The sequence below is a fragment of the Arthrobacter sp. JUb115 genome (assembly GCF_004365035.1).
Classification (GTDB): Bacteria; Actinomycetota; Actinomycetes; order Actinomycetales; family Micrococcaceae; genus Glutamicibacter.
The window spans coordinates 373,147-395,298 of sequence record NZ_SOBS01000002.1; the positions used below are offsets into that span (position 1 = coordinate 373,147).

The 22,152-nt window shown below is 61.0% G+C and carries 24 protein-coding genes; 6 read left to right on the forward strand and 18 right to left on the reverse strand.

Features of this window, described 5'->3' with window-relative positions:
* Window positions 1–42 precede the first annotated feature (42 nt).
* The 5 genes from EDF61_RS04935 (at window position 43) to EDF61_RS04955 (ending at window position 4,957) form a co-directional block, all read left to right on the forward strand.
* Window positions 43–1,254 (forward strand): PucR family transcriptional regulator, encoded by a 1,212-nt coding sequence (locus tag EDF61_RS04935; protein WP_105657748.1) that lies wholly within the window; start codon window positions 43–45, stop codon window positions 1,252–1,254.
* A 176-nt stretch (window positions 1,255–1,430) separates the two neighbouring features.
* Entirely contained in the window at window positions 1,431–2,354 is a 924-nt protein-coding gene (locus EDF61_RS04940) for an ACP S-malonyltransferase (RefSeq protein ID WP_133833431.1), read from the forward strand.
* Between the two features lie 219 nt (window positions 2,355–2,573).
* Window positions 2,574–2,819 (forward strand): acyl carrier protein, encoded by a 246-nt coding sequence (locus EDF61_RS04945; protein ID WP_105657746.1) that lies wholly within the window; start codon window positions 2,574–2,576, stop codon window positions 2,817–2,819.
* A 121-nt stretch (window positions 2,820–2,940) separates the two neighbouring features.
* Window positions 2,941–4,188, forward strand: a complete 1,248-nt coding sequence (gene fabF / locus EDF61_RS04950; RefSeq protein WP_105657745.1) for a beta-ketoacyl-ACP synthase II — start codon at window positions 2,941–2,943, stop codon at window positions 4,186–4,188.
* 193 nt (window positions 4,189–4,381) lie between these two features.
* Window positions 4,382–4,957 (forward strand): dihydrofolate reductase family protein, encoded by a 576-nt coding sequence (locus EDF61_RS04955; RefSeq protein ID WP_105657744.1) that lies wholly within the window; start codon window positions 4,382–4,384, stop codon window positions 4,955–4,957.
* A 6-nt stretch (window positions 4,958–4,963) separates the two neighbouring features.
* On the opposite strand, the gene EDF61_RS04960 is transcribed toward EDF61_RS04955, so the two are convergent.
* From EDF61_RS04960 to rpsP, 17 genes are all read right to left on the reverse strand, one after another.
* A complete protein-coding gene (locus tag EDF61_RS04960; RefSeq protein WP_133833432.1) occupies window positions 4,964–5,350 on the reverse strand; it encodes a VOC family protein in 387 nt (128 codons plus the stop codon).
* Between the two features lie 298 nt (window positions 5,351–5,648).
* Window positions 5,649–6,152: a DUF3145 domain-containing protein gene (locus EDF61_RS04965; protein ID WP_105657742.1), complete on the reverse strand. Its 504-nt coding sequence runs from the start codon at window positions 6,150–6,152 to the stop codon at window positions 5,649–5,651.
* Window positions 6,153–6,293: 141 nt separating this feature from the next.
* Window positions 6,294–7,289: a tyrosine recombinase XerC gene (locus tag EDF61_RS04970; protein ID WP_133833433.1), complete on the reverse strand. Its 996-nt coding sequence runs from the start codon at window positions 7,287–7,289 to the stop codon at window positions 6,294–6,296.
* A 33-nt stretch (window positions 7,290–7,322) separates the two neighbouring features.
* A complete protein-coding gene (gene dprA / locus EDF61_RS04975) occupies window positions 7,323–8,567 on the reverse strand; it encodes a DNA-processing protein DprA (protein ID WP_286172105.1) in 1,245 nt (414 codons plus the stop codon).
* An 8-nt stretch (window positions 8,568–8,575) separates the two neighbouring features.
* Window positions 8,576–10,135: a YifB family Mg chelatase-like AAA ATPase gene (locus EDF61_RS04980; RefSeq protein ID WP_133833434.1), complete on the reverse strand. Its 1,560-nt coding sequence runs from the start codon at window positions 10,133–10,135 to the stop codon at window positions 8,576–8,578.
* Window positions 10,132–10,494: a YraN family protein gene (locus EDF61_RS04985; RefSeq protein ID WP_133833435.1), complete on the reverse strand. Its 363-nt coding sequence runs from the start codon at window positions 10,492–10,494 to the stop codon at window positions 10,132–10,134. Before EDF61_RS04985 ends, EDF61_RS04980 begins: the two co-directional genes overlap by 4 nt.
* Before the next feature lie 161 nt (window positions 10,495–10,655).
* Window positions 10,656–10,976 (reverse strand): DUF2469 domain-containing protein, encoded by a 321-nt coding sequence (locus EDF61_RS04990; RefSeq protein WP_105657739.1) that lies wholly within the window; start codon window positions 10,974–10,976, stop codon window positions 10,656–10,658.
* Entirely contained in the window at window positions 10,976–11,701 is a 726-nt protein-coding gene (rnhB, locus tag EDF61_RS04995) for a ribonuclease HII (protein ID WP_133833436.1), read from the reverse strand. The genes EDF61_RS04990 and rnhB overlap by 1 nt, the downstream gene beginning before the upstream one ends.
* A gap of 11 nt (window positions 11,702–11,712) precedes the next feature.
* On the reverse strand, window positions 11,713–12,417 hold the full coding sequence (gene lepB / locus EDF61_RS05000; RefSeq protein WP_286134539.1) for a signal peptidase I: 705 nt from the start codon (window positions 12,415–12,417) through the stop codon (window positions 11,713–11,715).
* 164 nt (window positions 12,418–12,581) lie between these two features.
* On the reverse strand, window positions 12,582–13,169 hold the full coding sequence (locus EDF61_RS05005; protein WP_133833437.1) for a hypothetical protein: 588 nt from the start codon (window positions 13,167–13,169) through the stop codon (window positions 12,582–12,584).
* Window positions 13,170–13,342: 173 nt separating this feature from the next.
* Entirely contained in the window at window positions 13,343–15,586 is a 2,244-nt protein-coding gene (locus EDF61_RS05010; RefSeq protein ID WP_133833438.1) for a S1 family peptidase, read from the reverse strand.
* Between the two features lie 424 nt (window positions 15,587–16,010).
* Window positions 16,011–16,658: a signal peptidase I gene (gene lepB / locus EDF61_RS05015; RefSeq protein WP_133833439.1), complete on the reverse strand. Its 648-nt coding sequence runs from the start codon at window positions 16,656–16,658 to the stop codon at window positions 16,011–16,013.
* A gap of 13 nt (window positions 16,659–16,671) precedes the next feature.
* Window positions 16,672–17,031 (reverse strand): 50S ribosomal protein L19, encoded by a 360-nt coding sequence (gene rplS / locus EDF61_RS05020; RefSeq protein WP_133833440.1) that lies wholly within the window; start codon window positions 17,029–17,031, stop codon window positions 16,672–16,674.
* A 250-nt stretch (window positions 17,032–17,281) separates the two neighbouring features.
* On the reverse strand, window positions 17,282–18,106 hold the full coding sequence (gene trmD / locus EDF61_RS05025; RefSeq protein ID WP_105657732.1) for a tRNA (guanosine(37)-N1)-methyltransferase TrmD: 825 nt from the start codon (window positions 18,104–18,106) through the stop codon (window positions 17,282–17,284).
* 3 nt (window positions 18,107–18,109) lie between these two features.
* Entirely contained in the window at window positions 18,110–18,652 is a 543-nt protein-coding gene (rimM, locus tag EDF61_RS05030) for a ribosome maturation factor RimM (protein WP_133833441.1), read from the reverse strand.
* A 154-nt stretch (window positions 18,653–18,806) separates the two neighbouring features.
* The gene (locus tag EDF61_RS05035) at window positions 18,807–19,049 is read right to left on the reverse strand and encodes an RNA-binding protein (protein ID WP_038991490.1); all 243 of its coding nucleotides are present in this window, start codon (window positions 19,047–19,049) and stop codon (window positions 18,807–18,809) included.
* A 2-nt stretch (window positions 19,050–19,051) separates the two neighbouring features.
* Window positions 19,052–19,462, reverse strand: a complete 411-nt coding sequence (gene rpsP / locus EDF61_RS05040; protein WP_013348861.1) for a 30S ribosomal protein S16 — start codon at window positions 19,460–19,462, stop codon at window positions 19,052–19,054.
* A 250-nt stretch (window positions 19,463–19,712) separates the two neighbouring features.
* On the opposite strand from rpsP, the gene EDF61_RS05045 reads away from it, so the two are divergent.
* Complete coding sequence (locus EDF61_RS05045) at window positions 19,713–20,342, forward strand: LysE family translocator (protein WP_133833442.1); 630 nt, start codon at window positions 19,713–19,715, stop codon at window positions 20,340–20,342.
* Window positions 20,343–20,388: 46 nt separating this feature from the next.
* Here the strand turns inward: EDF61_RS05045 and EDF61_RS05050 are convergent, their stop codons facing one another.
* Window positions 20,389–22,125, reverse strand: a complete 1,737-nt coding sequence (locus EDF61_RS05050) for an HNH endonuclease signature motif containing protein (RefSeq protein ID WP_133833443.1) — start codon at window positions 22,123–22,125, stop codon at window positions 20,389–20,391.
* Window positions 22,126–22,152 lie beyond the last annotated feature (27 nt).

Here is a 22,152-nt window from a genome sequence, read left to right on the forward strand (position 1 = left end):
TGTGCCGGGCGCGGGGGAAGAAAAGAAACTAAGCTGGAACCCATGAGTCCTGAAATGGATGCCGCCGCAGCTCCGAAGAACCGTCCCAGCCGATCCCAGGCACCCAGCAGTGAAACGCTCAAGCGACTCAAAAGCCATATTGGCGTCCTGTCCACCACCGCGCTGAAGTACCTGGACCAGCAACTGCCCTGGTACCGATCGCTGGCGCCCAATGAGCGCGCCGCCTTGGGACTGATCGCCCAGAAGGGCATCTCCACCTTCGTTACCTGGTACGAGGATCCTTCCTCCACCCCGTCCTGGGTGGTGACCGACGTCTTCGGCGCCGCTCCCACGGAGCTGACCCGATCCATCTCCCTGCAGAAGGCCTTGGGCCTGTTGCGCACCATCGTGGAAGTGGTCGAATCCCAGGTGCCCGACATCGCCGCCGAGCATGAGCAGGCAGCCCTGCGCGAAGCGGTGCTGCGCTATTCGCGCGAGGTCGCTTTCGCCGCCGCCGATGTCTATGCCCGCGCCGCCGAAACCCGCGGCGCCTGGGACTCGCGCTTGGAGGCCCACGTGGTCGACGCGGTGCTGCACGGCGAGGCCCACGACTCGCTCTCCTCGCGCATTGCGGCCATTGGCTGGAAGTCGCAGAAGAATATCCGCATCCTGGTGGGCACCACCCCTTCGTCCAACCCGGCCACCTTCGTCTCGGCCCTGCGCCGTATTGCCATCCGCTACTCGCGCGATTCGCTGGTGGGCGTGCTCGGCGACCGCTCGGTGCTGATGCTTTCGGACACCAAATTCGAAGAAGCGGATCTGAGCCGGCTGACCCGGTTCTTCGGGCCCGGCCCGCTGGTCTACTCCCCCATGGCTCCGACGGTGAAGGAAATGCACCACGCCGCGGTGGCAGCCGTGGCGGGATTCAGCGCTGCCAAGGCCTGGCCGCAAGCGCCGAATCCGGTCGGTGCCGATGACCTGTGGCCAGAACGCGCCTGCAACGGCGATGAATTGGCCCGCACGGCGCTGGTGGACCAGGTCTACATTCCGCTGCAGCAGGCCTCCAATGGCCTGGCTGAAACGCTCTCCAGCTACTTGGCGCTCGGCCACTCGCTCGAAGGCACCGCCCGGGAACTGTTTGTCCATGCAAACACGGTGCGCTACCGGCTCAAGCGGGTCAGCGAAGTGACCGGTTGGGATCCACTGGTTCCCCGGGATGCCTTCGTCCTGCAAACCGCGCTGCTTTTCGGACGGCTCCACGAATCGAACTTGTAGGCTTCAACCAAAGAGCGTCGAGCTCCCGACACCGATAATTCCGAGTTGATCGCGCATTACAGCGGAATTCAGCTTCTGGATACGCTAGGCTTTTGTAGAGATCCTACAAACAGTCACCACGAGCTTGGTACTCAAATGAAGCGCCAAAAGCTCCCAACATTTGGAAAGCTGTAAGAGTGTTAGCAATCGTTTGCCCCGGACAGGGCTCCCAGACCCCAGGTTTCCTCACCGAATGGCTCGACGTCGATGGCGTGCCCGAGCATTTGCAGGCGCTCAGCTCGATCACCGAGCGCGACCTCACCGCCCACGGCACCACCTCCGATGAAGAGACCATCAAGGACACCGCCGTCGCCCAGCCGCTGATCGTCGCTGCCGGCCTGGTCACCGCCCGTGCGCTCTTTGGCAGCTCGCTGCCGGCAGGCGCCGTTGTGGCCGGCCACTCGGTTGGCGAGATCACCGCGTCGGCCCTGGCCGGCGCGCTGGACGAAGCTGACGCCATGAATTTCGTGAAGGTCCGCGCCAACGCCATGGCCGAAGCCGCTGCGGCGACTCCGACCGGCATGGCAGCAGTGCTCGGCGGCGACCCGGATGAGGTCCTGGCCATGCTCGACGAACTGGGCCTGACCCCGGCCAACGCCAATGGCGGCGGCCAGATTGTGGCCGCAGGAACCATGGAGCAGCTCGCGGCCCTGGGCGAGAACCCGCCGGCCAAGGCTCGCGTGATCCCCCTGAAGGTTGCCGGCGCATTCCATACCGCGCACATGCAGCCCGCAGTTGGCATCCTGGAGGAACTGGCCGGAACCATCACCCCGAAGGAACCAGCGGAAACCCTGCTCTCGAACTTCGACGGCAAGGCCGTAGCCGATGGCCAGGCGAACCTCGATTCGCTGGTCGCCCAGGTATCGCGTCCGGTCCGCTGGGACCTGTGCATGCAGACGCTGGCCGAAGCTGGCGTGACCGGTGTGCTGGAACTGGCACCGGCCGGAACCCTGGTGGGATTGGCCCGCCGCGGGCTCAAGGGCGTGAAGACCCTGGCGGTGAAGAGTCCAGCGGATCTGGAAGCTGCCAAGGCGTTCATCGCCGAGCACACCGCCAACTAGGCTTTTGCGCCGTTCACAGATTGTGCACGCCGGGAACGTCATGTTGCGTCCGCCGAGCGCGTCTCTGGCCTAAGCTTTAAACCGACGAAACGTGCCGCGCATTCTTGATGCGCCACCAAAGTTTCATTAAGCCGGCTGGAACCGGTTCCTGGAAACAGGATCTGCGCCCAGCCACAAAAATGACCGGAGTCCTCCGGCTAAGAAGAAAAGGAGCCATCCATGGCTAGCAACGAAGAAATCCTGGCGGGCCTCGCCGAAATCGTCAACTCCGAGACCGGCCTGGACGAAGCAGACGTGCAGATGGACAAGTCCTTCACCGAGGACCTGGACATCGACTCGATCTCGATGATGACCATCGTCGTTGAGGCTGAGGAAAAGTTCGAGGTCAAGATCCCTGACGAAGAGGTCAAGAACCTGAAGACCGTCGGCGACGCCGTCAACTTCATCGCTGCGGCACAGGCCTAAGCTTCCCGGCGTTTTTTCGCCACACCGTTGTGCGGGCAAGCCGCGCACACCGGCCGGTACGTCAAGCCGGCCCCCTGAATTTCCAAGCACAGTTCTTATTCGCACAGTAGAGAGTTTGATGATGGCGCGCAAAGTAGTGATCACCGGTCTCGGAGCCACCACCCCAATCGGCGGGGATGTCCCCACCCTATGGGCAAACGCCCTCAAGGGCGTCTCCGGCGCCGTAACCCTGGAAGATGACTGGGTTAAGGAATACGACCTGCCGGTCACCTTCGCCGCCCGCGCTGCTGTGCAGCCGACCGAGGTACTCTCCCGCCCGGAGACCAAGCGCATGGACCCATCGACCCAGTTCGCTGTGGTTGCGGCCCGTGAAGCCTGGGCCGACTCAGGCCTGGTCAAGGAAGAGATGGACCAGAACAAGCTGGCCGTTGCCTTCGCTACCGGCATCGGCGGCGTCTGGACCCTGCTCAACGCCTGGGACACCCTGCGTGAAAAGGGCCCACGCCGCGTCCTGCCCATGACCGTGCCAATGCTGATGCCTAACGGCCCAGCAGCTGCCGTGTCGCTGGACCTGGGTGCCGCCGGTGGCGCGCATACCCCGGTTTCGGCTTGCGCTTCGGGTACCGAAGCGATGCACGTTGGCCTGGAACTGATCCGTTCGGGCAAGGCCGATGTGGTCATGGTCGGTGGCGCAGAAGCCGCGATCCACCCCATGCCGATGGCCGCCTTCGCGTCCATGCATGCACTCTCCCGCCGCAACGATGATCCGACCAAGGCTTCGCGTCCCTACGACACCGACCGTGATGGCTTTGTCATGGGCGAGGGCGCTGGCGCGCTGGTACTGGAAGCCGAAGAGCATGCAATCGCCCGCGGCGCACGCATCTACGCCGAGCTGGCAGGCTCCTCGGTCACCTCCGATGCGCACCACATCACCGCACCGGATCCAGAAGGCATGGGTGCAACCCGTGCGCTGAAGGCTGCCATGTTCGATGGCCGCATCCAGCCAGAGGACGTGGTCCATGTGAACGCCCACGCAACCTCCACCCCAGTTGGCGACAAGCCGGAATACGCTGCGCTGAAGAACGCCCTGGGCGATCACCTCGAGAACGTGTGGGTATCCGCGACCAAGTCACAGATGGGCCACCTGCTGGGCGCTTCCGGTGCCGTGGAGTCCGTGCTGTGCGCACTGGCCATCTACAACCGCAAGGCCCCGGTGACCATTAACCTGGACAACCAGGATCCAGAGATCCCGTTGAAGGTCGTCACCGGCCAGCCTGCGCAGCTGCCTGCAGAGGGCTCCATCGTTGCGCTGAATAACTCCTTCGGCTTCGGCGGCCATAACGCCGTGGTCGCCATCCGCAGCGTCTAGCCGTTCCGGCAGCTGCAGGCGAGCGCGCCACTGGGCTAGTTGAAGATTACTCTTCAACCAGCCCAGTGGTCTTTAACCCCGAAAGAATTGGCTCAGAGCCATTGCTTCGGTCCTGACATGTTCGTTAAGCTCAAGTACCGCCTCATGTCGGAGGCAACTGACGGTACTTGCCACGAGCAAAGGATCCCTTCCCATGCGCACCCTGATCGCCACTTCCTTCGTCTCCTTGGACGGTGTCGTCCAAGCCCCGGGCGGCGAACCCGGCTACCGCAATTCAGGCTGGACGATGAACTCGGTCGAGTTCGACCCCGCCGCCTACGAACTGAAGGGCGCCGAGCAAGAAGAAGCCAGCGCCATGCTCTTGGGCCGGCACAGCTACGAGGCCTTCTGCGCGGTGTGGCCCTCGATGACCGAGCAGTTCCCGCAGTACAACGCGATGCCCAAGTACGTGCTCTCCACTACCTTGCGGGAGAAGGACTTGGCCGGGAACTGGGGCGAGACTGCGATCTTGCGCTCGGTCGCCGATGTGGCGCGGCTTCGAGCCGGCGACGGCGGCCCTATCAGCATCCATGGTTCGGCAACGATGGTCCACTCGCTGCAAGAACATCAGCTCATCGACCAGTACAACCTGCTGGTCTTCCCGGTTTTGCTTGGTGCAGGCAAACGCCTTTTCAGCGACGCGAGCCTGGACGCGCAGAAGCTGGCCCTTATTGATTCGCAGGTCTACTCCAACGGCATCCAGAAGAACGTGTTCAAGGTTCAGCGCTAGCTGGTCCTAGCTGGCTGCGGGCAGGTAAGGCCGGGTGATCAATTCCAGGTAGTGCCCGGAAGGATCAAGCAGGTAGACTCCCCGGCCGCCGTGTTCATGATTAATCTGCCCTGGCAGCTGCCGTTGGGGATCGGCCCAGTGCTCCATTTTCCCCTCGCGGATAGTCGCGTAGGCGCGGTCGAAATGCTCGTCATCGAGCAGGTAGGCATAGTGCTGCGCTGGGAAGTCCATCGGTGGTGCAGCGAATTGAAGCAGCACCCCGTGGGCCAGGCTGATGTTGGTAAATGGTCCCCAGCTTGATTCCGTGCGGGCTTCGAGCAGCTCAAGATAGAACTTTGCCATGCGTTGCAGGTCGAGTGAAGCGATGATGGTGTGGTTGAACTGTGCGGTCATGTCTCCCTTTCGTGGTTCAGATGTGCTGTTCTTTGGTGGAATGCATCTGGCACGGGAGGCCCGCGGATCAGGGAACGACCAGTTTGCCGTTCCGGGAGTGGCCGCATGCGGCCTGACTGGTCATCATCGCCATCGAGCATAGCACTGCGCTTCGACACTTCTCCACAACCGCAGTTCTTAGAGCAAGAAGTGGGATCCCCGGCATGGGATCCCACTTCTTTTGGGTAACAACCCCGCACCATCGGGGTTGTATCTGAGTGTCTGTTGATAAGTCACTCAGGGACTAGATAACCAGTTGCTAAACCACCTGGTTGAGCCATCGAACAGGCGCGTCTTCGCCTGCGTGACGGAAGGGTTCAAGTTCTTCATCCCAAGGCTCGCCGAGAGCGATGGACATCTCCTGGTAGAAGACCGAGGGATTGCCGTCGCCCTTTTCATAGGCCCACCGGATGCGTTCTTCGCTGACCATGACGTTGCCAGCGCAATCAACCGTGGCGTGGAAGATGCCAAGATCAGGGGTCACGGACCAACGGCTGCCGTCGGCACCCGGGCTTGGGTCTTCGGTGATTTCGAAACGAAGATGCTGCCAACCATGCATCTCACTGGTCAGCAAAGCGCCGGTACCTTGCGTACCTACCCACTCGATTTCGGCGCGACAAAATCCGGGTGCGACGTGCTGTTCGGTCCACTCCATTTTTACTGGAGTGCCGAGCACGGACCCGATTGCCCATTCCAGATGTGGGCATAGCGCTGCAGGGGCGGAATGAATATAAATCACGCCTCTGGACATCGGTGCAGACATGCCATCCTCCGTTGCGGTGTTGATCGTCTTCCCCTACGTCAACATCGTTCCGGTGCCATCGCCGCCGATACTTCCATTTTGCCCGATGAAGAGGCCTTTCGCCACCCAGAAAGGCTATTTTTGCAGATTGGTACCAAATAGTCAGGCTCGCGGATGGGCTTGGCGGTAGCTTTGCCTCAATCGGTCAACCGAAACGTGAGTATATAGCTGGGTTGTTGCCAGCGAAGCATGCCCGAGGAATTCCTGGACGGCACGCAAATCTGCGCCGCCATCCAGCAGATGCGTGGCTACGGTGTGCCTTAACGCGTGCGGGCCGCTGGCAGCGGTATCCCCCAGCGATTGCAAGGCCTTGGAAATGACCTCGCGTGCCTGGCGTACATTCAAACGCGCACCGCGCACCCCTACGAGCAAAGCGCCTTGAGCTTCCTGGCGGGCCAGGACCTTGCGATGCGACCGAATCCACCCGATGATCACGCGCTCTGCGGGCTTGCCAAACGGAACAACCCGTTCCTTGTTGCCCTTGCCGAGAACCTTGACGGTGCGTCGTTCGAAGTCGATGTCGTCAACGTCCAAGGCCACGAGCTCGCTGATACGCAGGCCGGATGCGTACAGCAACTCGGCGATGACTTTATCGCGTGCCGCTACGGCCTGGCTCTTGGCATCGGGGGCAGGTTCCGGCTTGCTCTCGCTGACTTCTTTTCCAGCAGGCGGCTGGGCTGTTTCGGAGAGCAAGCGGTCGATCTGGCTTGGTTGCAAAACATGCGGAAGACGCCGTTCCTTCCTGGGCGCGGCCAGCCGCAGGGCAGGGTCCGCGTCGATCAGCTGATGCTTCAGCGCCCACGCGAAGAAGCTCTTCACCGCAGAGATCCTGCGGGCCAAGGTGGTGCGGGAAATCTGCGATTCATGAAGCTGCGCCAACCAATCGCGGAGCGTATCAACTGAAATCTGCTTGAGGCTCGGATCCTGCGCATGGTGGAGCAAGAACTGGCCGAGGTTCCGCAAATCCACTTCGTAGGCTCGCAGGGTATTAGTGCTGCGGCCGCGTTCGCGTTGCAGGTACTCCAGGTAGTCTGCCACCGGCTCAGCGAATTTTGCTGACATCGCATTGCTGGCGTGCGTCGTTGATTCTTGCTTCATCACTATTGAGGATACCCTCAGCTGCGTCACCGGTCAGTTTTGGCGCACCAACTTCCATGCCAGGCCATCGGTGGCAGCCATTTGCAGTGTCTCCAATCGATTGATGGCGCGTAGCGTCTGGATCAGCGGCACCCCGCTGCGGGCAGAGATCTCATCGACCAGCAATCCTTTGGTGAAGGACATGATGTCGTACACCATTGCTTCGTCCCTACCCAGGACGTCCGTCGGGCGTTGCTGAACTTTGGCACTCCGCGGCTCTGCTTGGCAGTGGTGGCCAACCAGGCCCAGCGCATCTTGCGGGCTGGCGAGCAGGGCCGCACTGCCCTCTGCAATCAATCGGTGGCACCCTGCGGAGTTGGGCGCGAAAACACTTCCGGGAACGGCCGCTACATCGCGTCCCAGCTCGACTGCATGGCTGGCGGTGTTCAGTGCTCCTGAGCGGTGGCGCGCTTCGCTGACGATGACCAGCCTGCTCAATGCCGCGATCAGCCGGTTGCGGTTCAGGAAGCGAAAGCGTGCTGATGTGGTTCCGGGAGGCACCTCTGAGATCAGCACGCCGCGAGCAATAATCTGGTTGAGCAGGTTGCTGTTGCCCGAAGGGTAGAGCCGATCGATGCCGCCAGCCATAACCGTGATCGTTGGCGGGTTCGGATGCTGCCAATCGTCCACGCTCAGAGCGGCCCGGTGCGCGCTGGCGTCAATGCCGTAAGCGCCACCCGAGACAATGGTGTACCCGTTCAGGGCCAGGGTCCGGCCAAGATCGAAGGTGACTTGATCACCGTAGTCACTGGCATCGCGGGAGCCGACGATGGACACGCTGCGCGCCAGCTCTTGGCCTTCGAGCAATTGCGGGTTCGCTGAACGCCACCACAGGCACAGGGGACGTCCCAGTTCCAGGTCGGCTAGCTGTCGCGGCCACGAAGCATCGTCCGGGATCAGCAATCCGCCACCCGCGCGCGCAGCGGCATCCAAGGCTCCCGCCGGGTTGCTCAGCGACAGGCGCTTTCTCCATCGGGCCAAGGCTACCCTCAAGTCTTGTGCGCCATCCCCGGGCGGGTGGAATCCGAGGATTCCGTCGACCGGCGCTTTGAGCGCGGCCGGGTAGAAATCCTCCCGCTGGATCAGGCGCAGCAGTTCCTGTGGGCTCATCAGTTCCAGCAAGGCCGTGGCCACATAGTCGTTGGGCTCGATAAGTTGGTTCAGATGGGCGTAGACCCGGCGCTCCTGGCTGGTTGGAGCCGAGGCTTTTCCGGCAGTGTTCACATCGTTGAAAGTCATGGCCTTACCTAGCTATTTTCCAAGTTCTGGCGAAGGTGAGCGGCGATGGCCAGATCATCCTCGGTTGGTGCTGCATGCCCTTGCTGGTCTGCAACCGTCCACGCGACCCGCAGGAGGCGGTGGATGGCACGCGCAGAGAGCCCGCGTCGTGTGGCGAGTTGTTCAAGCGCCGCCCGGGTCTTGGCCGAGTATTCCAGTTCATTCCTGAGGATCTGAGTTGGTATTTGCGCGTTGCAAGCAATAGAGAACTTTCCCAGTCGCTCCTTGCTGCGTGCCCGGGTGGCCAAGACGCGTTCACGCACCTGTGCACTGGATTCATTTGGTACTCCGCTAAGAAGCTGTGCCTGCGCTACCGGATTGACTCTGACTTGCAGATCCACACGGTCGAGGATGGGTCCTGAAAGCCGGGCGAAATAGCGCCGGCGGGCCATGGGCGTACAGGTGCACCCGGTACCGGTGCCGAAGTTTTTTCCGCAGGGACACGGATTGGCGGCCATGATGAGTTGGAAACGGGCCGGTAGCCGCTGGTGGCCGCGTATCCGCGCGAGGTTGATATAGCCTTCCTCGATCGGTTGGCGAAGCGCATCAAGTACACCGGTTTGGAATTGCGCTGCTTCATCGAGGAATAGAATGCCCTGGTGCGCGCGGGTAATGGCCCCGGGAATGAGTTGTGCGGTTCCGCCGCCAATCAGGGCTGAGCGGGACGCGGTGTGGTGCGGCGCCACGAAAGGCGGGGTGCGTTGCAGCTGGTCCAATTCCCCGGATCCGCCCCGAGTAATGGAATGGACCGCGGTGGCTTCAAGTGCTTGCAAGTCATCAAGTGGCGGCAGAATCGATGGCAGGCACTTGGCCAGCATGGTTTTGCCGGCGCCGGCCGGTCCGACCATGATCAGGTGGTGCCCGCCGGCTGCGGCCAGTTCCAAGGCGAGCCGAGCTTCCTGCTGCCCGTTGACCAGGCCCAGGTCCGCATCGCCCGAGGCAGCAGTTCCTTCGGAAGGGCCGGCAGATTCGGTGGGCGCCTGCGGCTGCCGGTGGCGCAGGTAAGTGGTGACCTGTTCGGCTGGGGCTCCGCAGCAGGTGAGGACCTGTCCCAGATGGCGTAGCGCCATGACCTCGATTCCATGCACCAGCCTCGCTTCTGCCCCGTTAGCCTCGGCCACGATCACCCGGTCAAGACCATGGACCTTGGCCAGCTGCACCGCTGGCAGCACCCCGGGTACTGGCCGCAAGGTGCCATCCAAGCCGAGTTCCGCCATGTACAGCGTGCTCGGTGACGCGAACAGCTGTTGATCAGCGGCCAAGGCGGCGATGACGATGGCCAGATCGAAAGCTGATCCATACTTGGGCAGTGTGGCTGGCGAAAGATTGACCGTCAGTTTCCGGTTTGCCAGAGGAATCCCTGAGTTCCTAGCCGCGGCTTTGATTCGTTCGCGGGCCTCGCTCAAAGATGCATCGGGCAAGCCCAGCAGGACGAATCCGGGAATGCCGTTGCCAAGGTCGGCCTCGACTTCCACCAGTGAGGCGCTGACCCCGTGCAGGGCCACTGCGCTGGTCCGGGCGGTGCTCATGAGCGCACGTTCTCATGCAGCCGGCATTCGAACCCTGTTGCTGTCAGATAGACCTCGACGATGTCCACGCGAAGTTCGGCGAGAAACATGCGATGGCATTGGGCCCAGGAAATCAGCAGCCTGTTGAGCCGGCAGAATTTTGCCGCGCTGATCGCCTCGAAGCCCGATCCATAGCGTTGCGAGGACCTCGTTTTGACTTCGACGGCGGTGATCTGGCCGTTGCCGGCTCTTGCCACCAGGTCCAGCTCCCCTGCTGGGCATCTCCAATTGCGATCGAGAATTTCGTAGTGCTGCCCGGTGAGAAATGCGGCGGCAGCTTGTTCGCCATCGGTCCCTAGGCGTTGCTTCGCGGTCTGCATGTTTGCTCCTCGATGTCTGCGATCCGTAATGGAAACATCGTCGGAGAATTATGGTCCACAGCGGCGGCGCCCGCCGCGGAATGTGGACAATTCGCTTTAAGCGAGATCGCCGGCTCTGTTCCACGAACAGAGCCGGCGATCGAATGCCGCAGTGCCTCGCGCTAGGAGCCCAGCCCATCCTTCGGGATCTGGAACTCGTCAGGGTTCAGTTCTTCGACGTTGACGTCCTTGAAGGTCAGCACTTTGACGGACTTCACGAAGCGCCCTTGCCGGTAGATGTCCCAGACCCACGCGTCGGTGAGGTTCAACTCGAAGTACACTTCCCCGGCGTTGGACAGGGTCTTCACGTCCACTTGGTTGGCCAGGTAGAAGCGGCGCTCGGTCTCGACCACGTAATTGAACAGCCCCACCACGGTCTTGTACTCGCGGTATAGCTGCAGTTCCATGTCGGACTCGTAGTTTTCCAGGTCGTCGGCAGCCATCACTTTGCTTTCCTTGTCGTGGCTTCACCTTGGGCCTGATCAGCACCCGAAGTCAAGTTCCAGCTCTTGCGGTGGTAGTCGCAGGGACCCTGCGCAACGATCGCGGCACGATGCGCAGCGGTGGCATACCCCTTGTTGATCTCCCAGCCGAAGGCCGGATGCTCGGTGGCCAGATCAACCATGATTCCATCGCGTTCGACCTTGGCCAGGATGGAAGCTCCAGCGATCGCCTGGCAGGTCATGTCGCCTTTGATGATGGTCGTCACCGGGATGTGCAGGCCCACGGGTTCGCGGTCATCGGCCAGGATGTCGAAGAGATCCGGTTCCGGTGCGGTCAGCCAGTCGTAGCTGCCATCCAGAAGCGCCGCCTCGGGCTGTACCGCGCACAGCTCCATGGCCCGCGATCCGGCCAGGCGCAGGGCGCCAGTAACTCCCAGCTCATCGATTTCAGCCGCAGAGGCATGCCCGACGCCATAGCCCACGGCCCACTGGCGAACGGGATCGACCAGTTCCGTACGGGTTTCCGGGCTCAGCAGCTTGGAGTCGCGCAGCGCTGGGAACTCCGTGACCTGCTCAATATCTATTACCGTCATGCCGACGGTAATCGGACCAGCCAAGGCGCCGCGTCCCACCTCATCGACCGCTGCGATATAGCGGAACCCATGCTTGGTTGCCAAGGCGCGCTCATGTTCTAGCGTGGTTGCCTTGCTCTTCAAAACGGCCATGGGCGGTGCCCCTACTTCGCCACTGCGTGCGGGACGTTGGCGAAGACTTCTTCGTGCGAGTCGACGATGCCCCAGCGCGAGGTTGGCCAAGAGATCACCGAAGCGCGGCCCTGGACGGATTCGAGGTCGACGAAACCGCCCTGGCGATCGGCGTGGAAGCGGGAATCCGCGCTGGCACCTCGGTGATCACCCATCACCCAGATTTTTCCTTCTGGGACGGTCGCCTTGAATTCCATGTCTGACGGGCTGTCGCCGTCAAAGATGTACGGCTCGTCAATGGGCTCGCCGTTGATCGTGATGGCACCTTCCGCGGTGCAGCACTCCACGGTGTCACCGGGCATGCCGATGATGCGCTTGACCAGGTACTGCTCATCAGCCGCTGGCAGCACGCCGACAAAGGAGAGCGCATTCTGGAACGCGGTGGGGTACTCGGTCAGCGGTGGCAGCCATTCCTGGTCATCGCGGAAGACGACGACGTCGCCACGTTCCAACTCGAACGGCCCGGGAACCATGAGGTTGGCGAAAATCCGGTCGTTGACCTCGAGGGTATGCTCCATGGAGCCTGATGGGATGTAGTAGGCACGGAAGAAGAAGGTCTTGATCACGAACGAGAGCAACAGCGCGATCGCGATGATGATGACAATCTCGCGGACGAAGCGCCATATTTTGTATAGGGGTCCCCTGCTTGGAGGAGTCTCTGCTGATGCTGCGCTCACGATTCGATTAGTACCTTCCATTGTCGCGTGTAATCCCCATCTTACGTGTCTTGCCAGGCGCAGCGGATCATTGCATAGCCACGGCCAGTTGCCCAGAAACGCACCAATGGCCAGGTCCGTCGCCGGGCCTGGCCATTGGTGCGTCCGTTCAAGCGGACTGCGGGCTACTGGGTGGCAGCAGGCGACATGATGCCACCGCTCTGCTTGTAGTCCACGGGGATTTCGCCGATGGGCTTCTCAGCTTCAATCAGCTTTTGGACTTCGTCCAGCTGGCTCTTATCCACCGACAGGGTGATGCCGCCCGTTTCAGGATTCAGCGTGTATGCATGGATGGCAGTGCGCACGGGGTTTTCCTGCTTGCCCTGCCACTTCATGATTTCGGAAATCGCCGAACGAAGCTCCTCGCTGCTGAATTGGACTAGGTGCCCGATAGCCCCGGCTTCTTCAATAACGGATAGCTGCTCTTCGCTGGTCGTCGAAACGTTCAGCTGCCCGTCCTTGATCCAACCCTGGACGTATTCATCGCCCAAGGCTTCGGAGAGCTGGTCATTAGTCTGGAGCAATGCGTCTTGGTCCACGGTGTTCCCGCTCGAGTTTTCTGTTTGCTGCGAGGGTTCCGATGCCGTGGCGCTGGCCGTAGCCTGCGCACCTGGATCAGTTCCCTGACCACAGCCGGTTAGCAATAGGGCAGCCATGGCGGCAGTAGAGGCCAGCATGATTGGCGTGCGTGAAGTTCTAGCGTTGAAATTCATAATTTACACCTCGGTGATATTCACGTTGCCGCAACGATCTTAGCTTTGAGACTAGTGCCGAAATCGTAGAGCAACCAAGGAACTACATGTGTGCCAAGTAAAAATGCCCCGCTACTTGTTCTCAAGTAGCGGGGCATTTTCAGCAGGACCCAGTCCCGCCGGATCAGAATCCCTTAGCCGTGGCGACGTGCGTTGCGGCGGAACAGCAGGAATGCCGCACCGGCCAGGGCCATTGCGCCACCGGCGGCGATCAGCGGAACGCTGTTCGAACCGGTATCCGCCAAAGGATCGTCCTTCTTAGGAGTTTCCTTTGGAGTTGCAGACTTGCTTGGCTCGTCGTCCTTCTGGTCCTTCGGAGCTTCCGACTTGTCGTCGTCCTCCGAAGCGGAAGGAGAGGTGCTCTCCGATGGCTTGTCGCTTTCGTCCTCGGAAGGCGATGGCGAGGTGCTCTCGGAAGGCTTGTCGCTTTCGTCCTCGGAAGGCGATGGCGAGGTGCTCTCGGAAGGCTCAGTAGTTGGTTCCTCGGAAGGCTCAGTAGTTGGTTCCTCGGAAGGCTCCGTAGTTGGTTCCTCAGTAGGTTCCTCGGTTGGCTCCTCAGTGGGTTCCTCGGTAGGCTCCTCAGTCGGGTCCTCGGTAGGCTCCTCAGTCGGTTCCTCGGTTGGTTCCTCGGTTGGAGTTGGAGTCGGCGCAGCAACGATCACGACGTTGGCGTTGACCCGCTCAGAGGTGTTGAAGCCGTTCTTGGCCACAACGCTGAACGCAAACTTTCCTGGTTCTTCCGGGGCTGGGAACGAGAAGTTTCCTTTAGCGTCCAGCTCAACCTTCTTGTAGAGCTTGCCGTCAACGACCACACGGATGATGGTGCCAGCCGGAGCATTGGCAAGGGTACCGGTGATTGCTTCACCAGGTTCAACTTCAGTACCGTTTTCCACCGTGATGGCAGGGGTATTGATATGGAATTTCAGCGTGTAGCCATCAATGTAGCCCTTGTCGAAGACATCATCGAGCGAGGTGTACATGGCGATGTCATCAGCGGTGTTTTCCTTCAGGTCTTCACCTGCGGCGTTGGCCGAGTTGATGCCTGCCGCCTTGCTGCCTACGAGCATTGGGCCACCGGAGTCACCCTGGTCAAGCACGCTCTGGCCAGGATTTTCAGCGACATAGCCAGCAACTGAACGGTAGGTCTTATCCGAGCCACCAACGAAGAAGACGCCTTCACCGATAATCGGGGAGCAGCTCCAACCGGTCGTACGACCCGAAGAGCAAGCTTCCGACCCAACTAGTGCCTTCGTCGTGCCAGTCACGTTGATAACTTCGTCGCGAGGTTCCTTGCCGTCAGCCCATTCGGACACAGCAGCGTGCAAGTTCAGCGCAGGATTGATGTTATCGATCACCGAGATGTCCGTGCCTGGTTCCAGGTTATTGAACTCTTCCTCGGTCATGGAGTCCAGTTCTTCGGCGGATAGGCCCGAATTACCCGGACCACCGAACTGGTTGAATCCAAAAGTACCCAGCTCGGCACCCAGAGTTGGCGATTGGCCTGGAACCGACTGTTCGGCAAGGCCCAAAATCCTGGTGGCGCCATCTTCCGAGCAGTGCCCAGCCGAGATGATGGCATCTTCGCCCTCTGCGGTCCACGCGGTGAATCCGAGCGAGCAGACGGTCGACTTACTAGTAGGTGCGCCGGACTTGTCCATTGCGTAACCCAAGGCGCCGTAAATATCCTCTGCGGCGGTGGTCTTGGCAACACCCGAGCTTTCTACACCGTCAACGTGCGTAGCTTCGCTGACGAACTGCTCAACGGTCAGCTTCTCAGGCAGGGAGCCAGCGGACTTGGACTTCAGGTCGTCCGCAGCTTCCTTCTCGTCGAAGCCCTTTGCATAGATCTTCAAGCCATCGTTGGTCTGAAGGATAGCGGTGATGCGCTTCAGTTCCTTCGGCTCGATGTTGGCCAAGAGCTCGGTGTAGACCTTGTCTACGGTCTTGACCTGCGAGTCAACTTCGGTCACCACGATAGGAGCCGGAGCTGCACTGGCCTGGACGATCTCCTTGGCCTTGGCAGCGTCCTTCTTGCTTACGGTGATCTCGGCTTTGCCGTCCTTCACCGAGGCAGTGGCGTCAATGCCTTTCGCATTCAGTTCGTCGCGGACTTTGGAAGCAGCGTCGCTGGTCTCCCCGTCCTTGACGTACTCTTCAACGGACTTATTGAGGTCCTTCTCAATAGCCTTGTCGAGCCCCTCGGTGTCCAGAGCGGTTTCGCTGGCCAAAGGCTTCTCGCTTGCCGTAGCGGACGCAGACGGCGATTCGGAGGCCGTTGGCGCCGCTGCGGCAGGCATGAAGCTAGAGCCGACCACCAAGGCGGTCGCGGCTGCTGCAACGATGCCGCGTTGCGCAGTCTTCTTTTTTGGATGTGGCATTAATGCTTCTCCCAGATTTATGGTGCGAGTGCCCGCGCGTCCCCTTACCTAAGGGCGCGCGCGTAAGCACAGGTGTTGTTACCAAAATGAAACAATACTTGGTTCCGACACAGCTTTTCAACCATCGAATCCAACAAAAATATAAATTCCAGAACCCGTTTCACCTAGTCAAATAGCTCTACCCTCATCGAGCTTGGTTACAACTTACGTGCCAGTAGTATTGGTTTAAGATTGGACTTCTCTTTCTAATCCCTAGTCAGCTTGGTGGATCCTGAGTGTTGTCGCGAAATTTACACACGAATTGCACAGCAAATCGGGTGGGATGGAAATCCATCCGAATTAATTCCATTAACCTAGAAAAATAGCGCCAGATGGGTAGTTCTACCCATCTGGCGCTATCAAAATCGCCGGTTGCTACGGCGTGTCACCTGATTACTGAACGCTGATCGAGCGGCCAAATCACCTCGGTCGCTTTGCCGGTGACGCGCTCGACGCTGATCATTCCGCCGCCGCTTGCGCCCAGCAATGCCCGCGAATCCTTGGAAGTGGAGCGGTGATCGCCCATGACCCACAAGCGGCCAACTGGCACTTCTACGGAAAATTTCTGGTCGCTCGGAGCATCCCCGGCGAAGATATACTGCTCGTCTGCAGGCTCGCCGTTGACGAGCAGTCGCCCATCAGCGCTGCAGCATTCCACGGTGTCTCCCCCAACGCCAATGACGCGCTTGACGTACTTATTGCTGCTCCCGGTGAGGCTGAACGCCCCCAGCAGATCATCAGCGAAGCTGGCCTTGGCGTAGGGCAGGAACGAGCCGCGGCCATCGAAGACGATGATGTCTCCGCGTTGCGGTTCGGCATCCGAGTAAGCGCGGCGATCTACGGCGATGCTCTGGCCAGGATTGAGCGTGGATTCCATGGAGTTGGACTCGATATGGAAGACGTCGATCAGGGTGGCGCGAATGACGATGGTGGCCAGCAGACCAAGAATGATGGCGAGTACAGCGAAGCGCCAGACCCATGAAAAGGCCCGGCGCTTCATTGTTGCCCGCTCAGTGCGTGCAATCCGGTTCATTGAAGAACGCAGATTACTTCTTTGCGCTGAAGTCGCGCTTCTCGCGGATGCGAGCAGCCTTGCCGTGACGATCGCGCATGTAGTACAGCTTTGCACGACGAACGTCACCCTTGGTCACAACCTCAATCTTTTCGATGATTGGGGAGTGAACTGGGAAGGTACGCTCAACACCGGTGCCGAAGGAAACCTTGCGAACGGTGAAGGTCTCGCCAACACCCTGGCCCTGGCGACCAAGGACGTAGCCCTGGAAGACCTGAACACGGGAGTTCTTGCCTTCGATGATGTTGACGTGAACCTTCAGGGTGTCGCCTGGGCCGAAGGCTGGAACGTCGGAGCGCAGCGAGGCTGCGTTAACAGAGTCAAGAATATGCATAGTGCATCTCCTAGGATCAATGCCGCAGGTCACCGAATCCTCGTAGCGGGGCCCGACACCGGTCGAAACCAGTGAAATCCCCGGAACGTTGTACCACCGATTGCCTCTAGCAAACGGTGCGGTGGTCTTCTGTGGCTCGAACTTCCCCCTGCGGCAGGAGTCGAACAAAAACACACCAAGAAACAATTATGCCGTATCCGCGAAGCCGATGCGAGTTTGCCCGAAATGGCTTTCGAGTGATTTTGGACTCTTAGTCGCTCTCGGTGCCAGCGCCGGTAGCCCAGTCCAATTCGGACTTGGGGGTTATGGCACCGTCAACGAGCGCGAATCCGCTGTGCCACAGGGCATCGCGGTCCCTGCGGTTCAGGCTCTCGGCATCCAGCTGCGTGATCAGGTCGGGGCGACGCTCTGCGGTGCGCTTGATCTGCTCATCGCGGCGGAACCGTCCCACCCGCTGGTGATTGCCACCGAGCAGCACCTCGGGGACATCGCGGCCGCGCCAGGAGGCCGGCTTGGTGTACACCGGGTATTCCAGCAGAACATCCGAGTGGGATTCTTCTACCAGCGATTCCGGGTTGCCGATGACTCCTGGGATCAGCCGGGCGATGGCTTCCACCATCACCATCACGGCCACTTCTCCCCCGTTGAGCACGTAATCGCCGATGGATACGGGGATGACGTTGAAGTTCTCGTGCGCGTATTCGATGACGCGCTCATCGATGCCTTCGTAGCGGCCGCAGGCGAAGACCAGATGCTCTTCCTCGGCAAGGTCGTAGGCCATCTGCTGGTTGAAGACGGCGCCTGCAGGCGAAGGGACAATCAGGGTTGGCTTGGGGCCGCCAGCATCGGCTGGGCGCACCGCGTCCAGTGCCTGTCCCCATGGTTCCGGCATCATCACCATGCCGGCGCCGCCACCGTACGGGGTGTCGTCGACCTTGCGGTGCTTGTCGGCAGTGAAGTCGCGCAGGTTGGTGACGTTCAGATCCAGGATGCCGTCTTCGGCGGCGCGGCCGATCAGCGAAAGCGAGAGCGGCTGGAGGTACTCAGGGAAAATCGAGATGACGTCAAGACGCATGGCTTACTTTTGTCCCTCTTCGTCGCTGCCGTCTTCATCGCTGTTCAAGGTCAGCAAGCCTGCCGGCGGGGTGATGACTACGATGCCGGCTTCCGGATCGATCTCTGGGACGAATTCGTCGACGAACGGGAGGTAGATCTCCTGGCCGTCAGCGTCTTCGAAGACCAGCAGGTCCTGGGCGGGGTTGGTGCGCAGTGCGGTGATGGTACCGACCTGCTCGCCATCGAGCATGACCTTCAGGTCCAGTAGTTCATGCTCGTACCATTCGTCCGAGTCGTCTTCCGGCTGGTCGGACACTTCGATCTCCAGGCGCGCGCCGCGCAGGGTTTCAGCCTGGTTGCGGTCGGCGATTTCCTTGAAGGAGAGCAGCAGGATGGTCTTGTTCCAGCGCGCATTGGCGATGGTCAGCGTCTTGACCGGGCCGTCGACGACGATGAGTTCTTCGCCAGCGGTGAAGCGCTCTTCCGGGGTATCGGTCATGACCTGGGCGGTGACTTCGCCACGGATGCCGTGGGGCTTGCCGATGCGGGCAACCTGCAATCGCATAGTCTGCTGCTCTTTCTGCACTGTGTTCCGTGGCGTGTGCCGGGAGACTGGAATGGAAATTCTAGGGGTAAACACGAAAGGAGTTTCCGTCACTAGTTAGGACGGAAACTCCTTTCGTTTCGAAGCCAACTTAAAAGCCAGACCTCTAAGTTGCTTAGCCTCGGCGACGGTCGGTGTCGATTACATCGACACGTACCGGCTCCTTGGCCAACGCTGCCATTACGGTGCGCAGTGCTCGTGCGGTGCGTCCTTGGCGTCCGATCACACGACCGAGATCCTCAGGGTTCACACGTACTTCGAGCAGGTCGCCGCGGCGGGTGGACTTCAAGGCGACCTTGACGTCTTCCGGTTCCTCGACAACCCCGCGTACCAGGTGGTCTAGCGCGTCAACGAGCACTGTTACTCAGCCTCGGTAGCTTCGGCCTCTGCCTCTTCAGCAGCTGGCTTTTCAGCCTTCTTGGTGATTGCCTCTGGGAGGATCACCGAACCCTTGTCAGGAGCAACGAATGCTGGCTTAGGCTCGGCAACCTTGTAGGTGCCTTCCTGGCCATCGATGCCCTTGAACTTCTGCCAGTCACCGGTGATCTTCAGCAGTGCGTGTACCTGCTCGGTTGGCTGCGCGCCAACGGACAGCCAGTACTGTGCACGATCCGAATTGATCTCGATAACCGATGGGTTCTCGGTTGGGTGGTACTTGCCGATCTCCTCGATGGCACGGCCATCGCGCTTAGCGCGCGAGTCCATGACGACAACGCGGTAGAAAGGTGCGCGCATCTTACCGAAGCGCTTCAGACGAATCTTTACGGCCACTTTTGTGGTCTCCTGTTTCTCAACATGGTCGAATCCAATTTTTAGCACCTGTGGGGCAGGCCTTACTGGTCGGATTCTAAAAGGACAGGACTCATAGCGGAGAGAGGGGCCACTGCGAATCGAGTACCCTGCAATTATGCCAGAGAGCGTGCGCGGTGGCCAACTCTAATTGGCCCCGCGCGTCGGGCGAAGATCATGAGCTTGCTCACCCTGGGGCCTGCGCCCAGCTGCAGCTTCTAGCATTGAGTGCATGACCGTTGCTTCCGCCTTGCTGGGTTTCAGTATAGTTGCCGCCCTGATGACGTTGATTCCGGGTGTCGATACCGCGCTGATCCTGCGATCGGCCATTGCCCGGGGACGCGGTGAAGCGCTGCTGGCGGCGCTGGGGATCTGCACGGGAGTATTCGCTTGGGGTGTGGCCGCGGCCGCGGGAGCTTCGGCAATTCTGGCCGCCTCATCCCTGGCCTACCAGGTGCTGGTCTATGCCGGCGCAGCCTATCTGGTGTTCCTGGGCGGGCAGATGATCCATCGGAGCCTGCGGGGCAAGCAGTTGGCCACGATCCATGTCCCGGTATCGCACAGCAGGTATCGAGCCTACCTGACCGGGCTGGTGACCAACGTGCTGAACCCGAAGATCGGCGTCTTCTATATCGCCGCGATCCCGCAATTCACCCCGGCGGGCACCAACGCCCTGCTCATGGGCATGGGGCTATCGGCGGTGCATGTTGCACTGACCCTGGTGTGGGCAGTGGCCTTGGTGTACGGGGTTCGGATCGCTGGCCGCTGGCTGGGCTCAGCGAAGTCGGTGTCCTGGATGGACCGGATCACCGGGACAGTGCTGATCGGGTTCGGACTGAAAGTTGCGCTCTCGCGCCCATAGCATCTTGGCCACGCCGGCAGGTGCAGCAGTTCGCGGCTCCGGGTGCTCAGGCGGCCACCGGAACACTGTTTCTTCGCGGTACCTGCATCGGGTCCAGGTGCTTGGGCAGCAGGATGTGCGCCAGTCCCCCAACGGTAACCAGGGTCAGCAATCCTGCATGAATGGCATGGTGGTGCCTCCGGCACAGGCAGCTGCCATTGCGCGATGAAGTGCACCCGCCACGTTCCCACCAGTTGTCGTGATGGTATTCGAGCATTTCAGGCGGTGCGGTGCACCCCGGGACGATGCATCCGCGGTCGCGGGCGAAAATTGCGCGCTTCATTGCATCCGTGAAGAAGCGTTCCTTGCGTCCTACATCCAGCGGTTGCCCATCGGGTCCGAAGACCACCCGGTAGATCTCGCCTTGGCAGATCAGCTGTGCGGTGTCCGCGGAATCGAGTTTCACCCCGTGGTCGGAGGTGGCGCGAAGCTTGGCCGGATCTCCAAGATCCTGCGGATCGCGCAACTGGATATGGATGCCGATCCTTGGAATGATTCCATTGGGCGCGGCACCTGCCGTGCGCCCTCTCAGCGCGGCCAATAGTGCGTTGAGCCGGCGCTGGGCCACCAGAACCTCCCCATCGCCAAGCAGCAGGGACGCTTGGAGGCCTTCGCCTGCTCCGCCTGCGCCGCGCGTTTCCTGCTCATCAACAAGCTTGTCAGGTTGTTGCTGCGCTCCGGACAAGGATTCTTCCTCCCCGTGCCCGTCCTGGGCCCATGGCGGTGGTGGTTCCTTGCTGCTGAACAGGTCGTCGGTGGCTGATTGCCCGGCATTTGCCCCGGGATCCGCTTCCTGCTGGTCCTCTGAGGCGTACTGGCCATCATCAGGGGCAGCGCCTGAACCGGATTTGGCGGCACGGGCGGCTTTGCCTGCCTTGGTACGCGGGTTATCGGCCTGGGCCAGGGTGGAGCGGAATTCCTCGCGCTGGGTCCCGGCGATGTAGAGCTCGTACTTGTCGCAGTCGCCCACGGTGCCTCGCGGATAGATTCCGGGTGCCGGGTTCCTGGTTTGCTTGCGGGCCCTGCGCTCGGCGGAAAGCATCGCCGCGAGCTGGGTCTCGCGGGTGGCACGGTCAGGTTCCTGCAGCAGGGCCGCGGCTTGGTGATCGAGCAGTTGGCCCTGTTCATTGCGGGCGGCCGGTTCCAGCGGCCGGCCTTGGAAGCTCGTGTCAGCCGGCTCGAATTTGTCCAGTGCGCGGGCCGTGCGGGCAATCAGCCGCGGGTCCAGATCCGGCGCTTCGGCGTAGAGCCTGGCCAGCTGGGACAAGCGCGGGGCAGCGGTGCTGCCATCCATGAGGCGCCGGGCGATGAGCAGGTGCGCGTCATTCACCCGGTGCTGCCCCTCATGGGCGTTAATCCCCAGCCAGCTGGCCAGGAAGTCGCCGGTGTTCTGGTAGTGGGCGCGACCTGAATGCTGGCGGGCGGGGCGGTCGAAGCTGGTCCGCGATTCGGCGACGGCCGCCAGCTCATCGTCCTCCAGCAGGTGGGCGCCGGTTGATTCGAGATGGATGGCGCTGTGCAATTGCTCGCGCAGGGTATAGCGGTAGAGCGTTTCAATCAGCCGCGCATGCCCCGCGGCCACCCGCGGGTCATCGGACTCGCGCAGGGTGCAGGAGAGCTTGGCCAGCAGTGCGCAGCAGGAAGCCATCAGCTCAAGGAGCACTTGGGTCGCTCCGCGCGGGAGCGACCCGGTGATGGATTCGCGCAGGATCTGGATCGCCGCGGCTAGCTGGTGGATGCCCATGGACCCATCATGGGCGCGGCCAGAGGC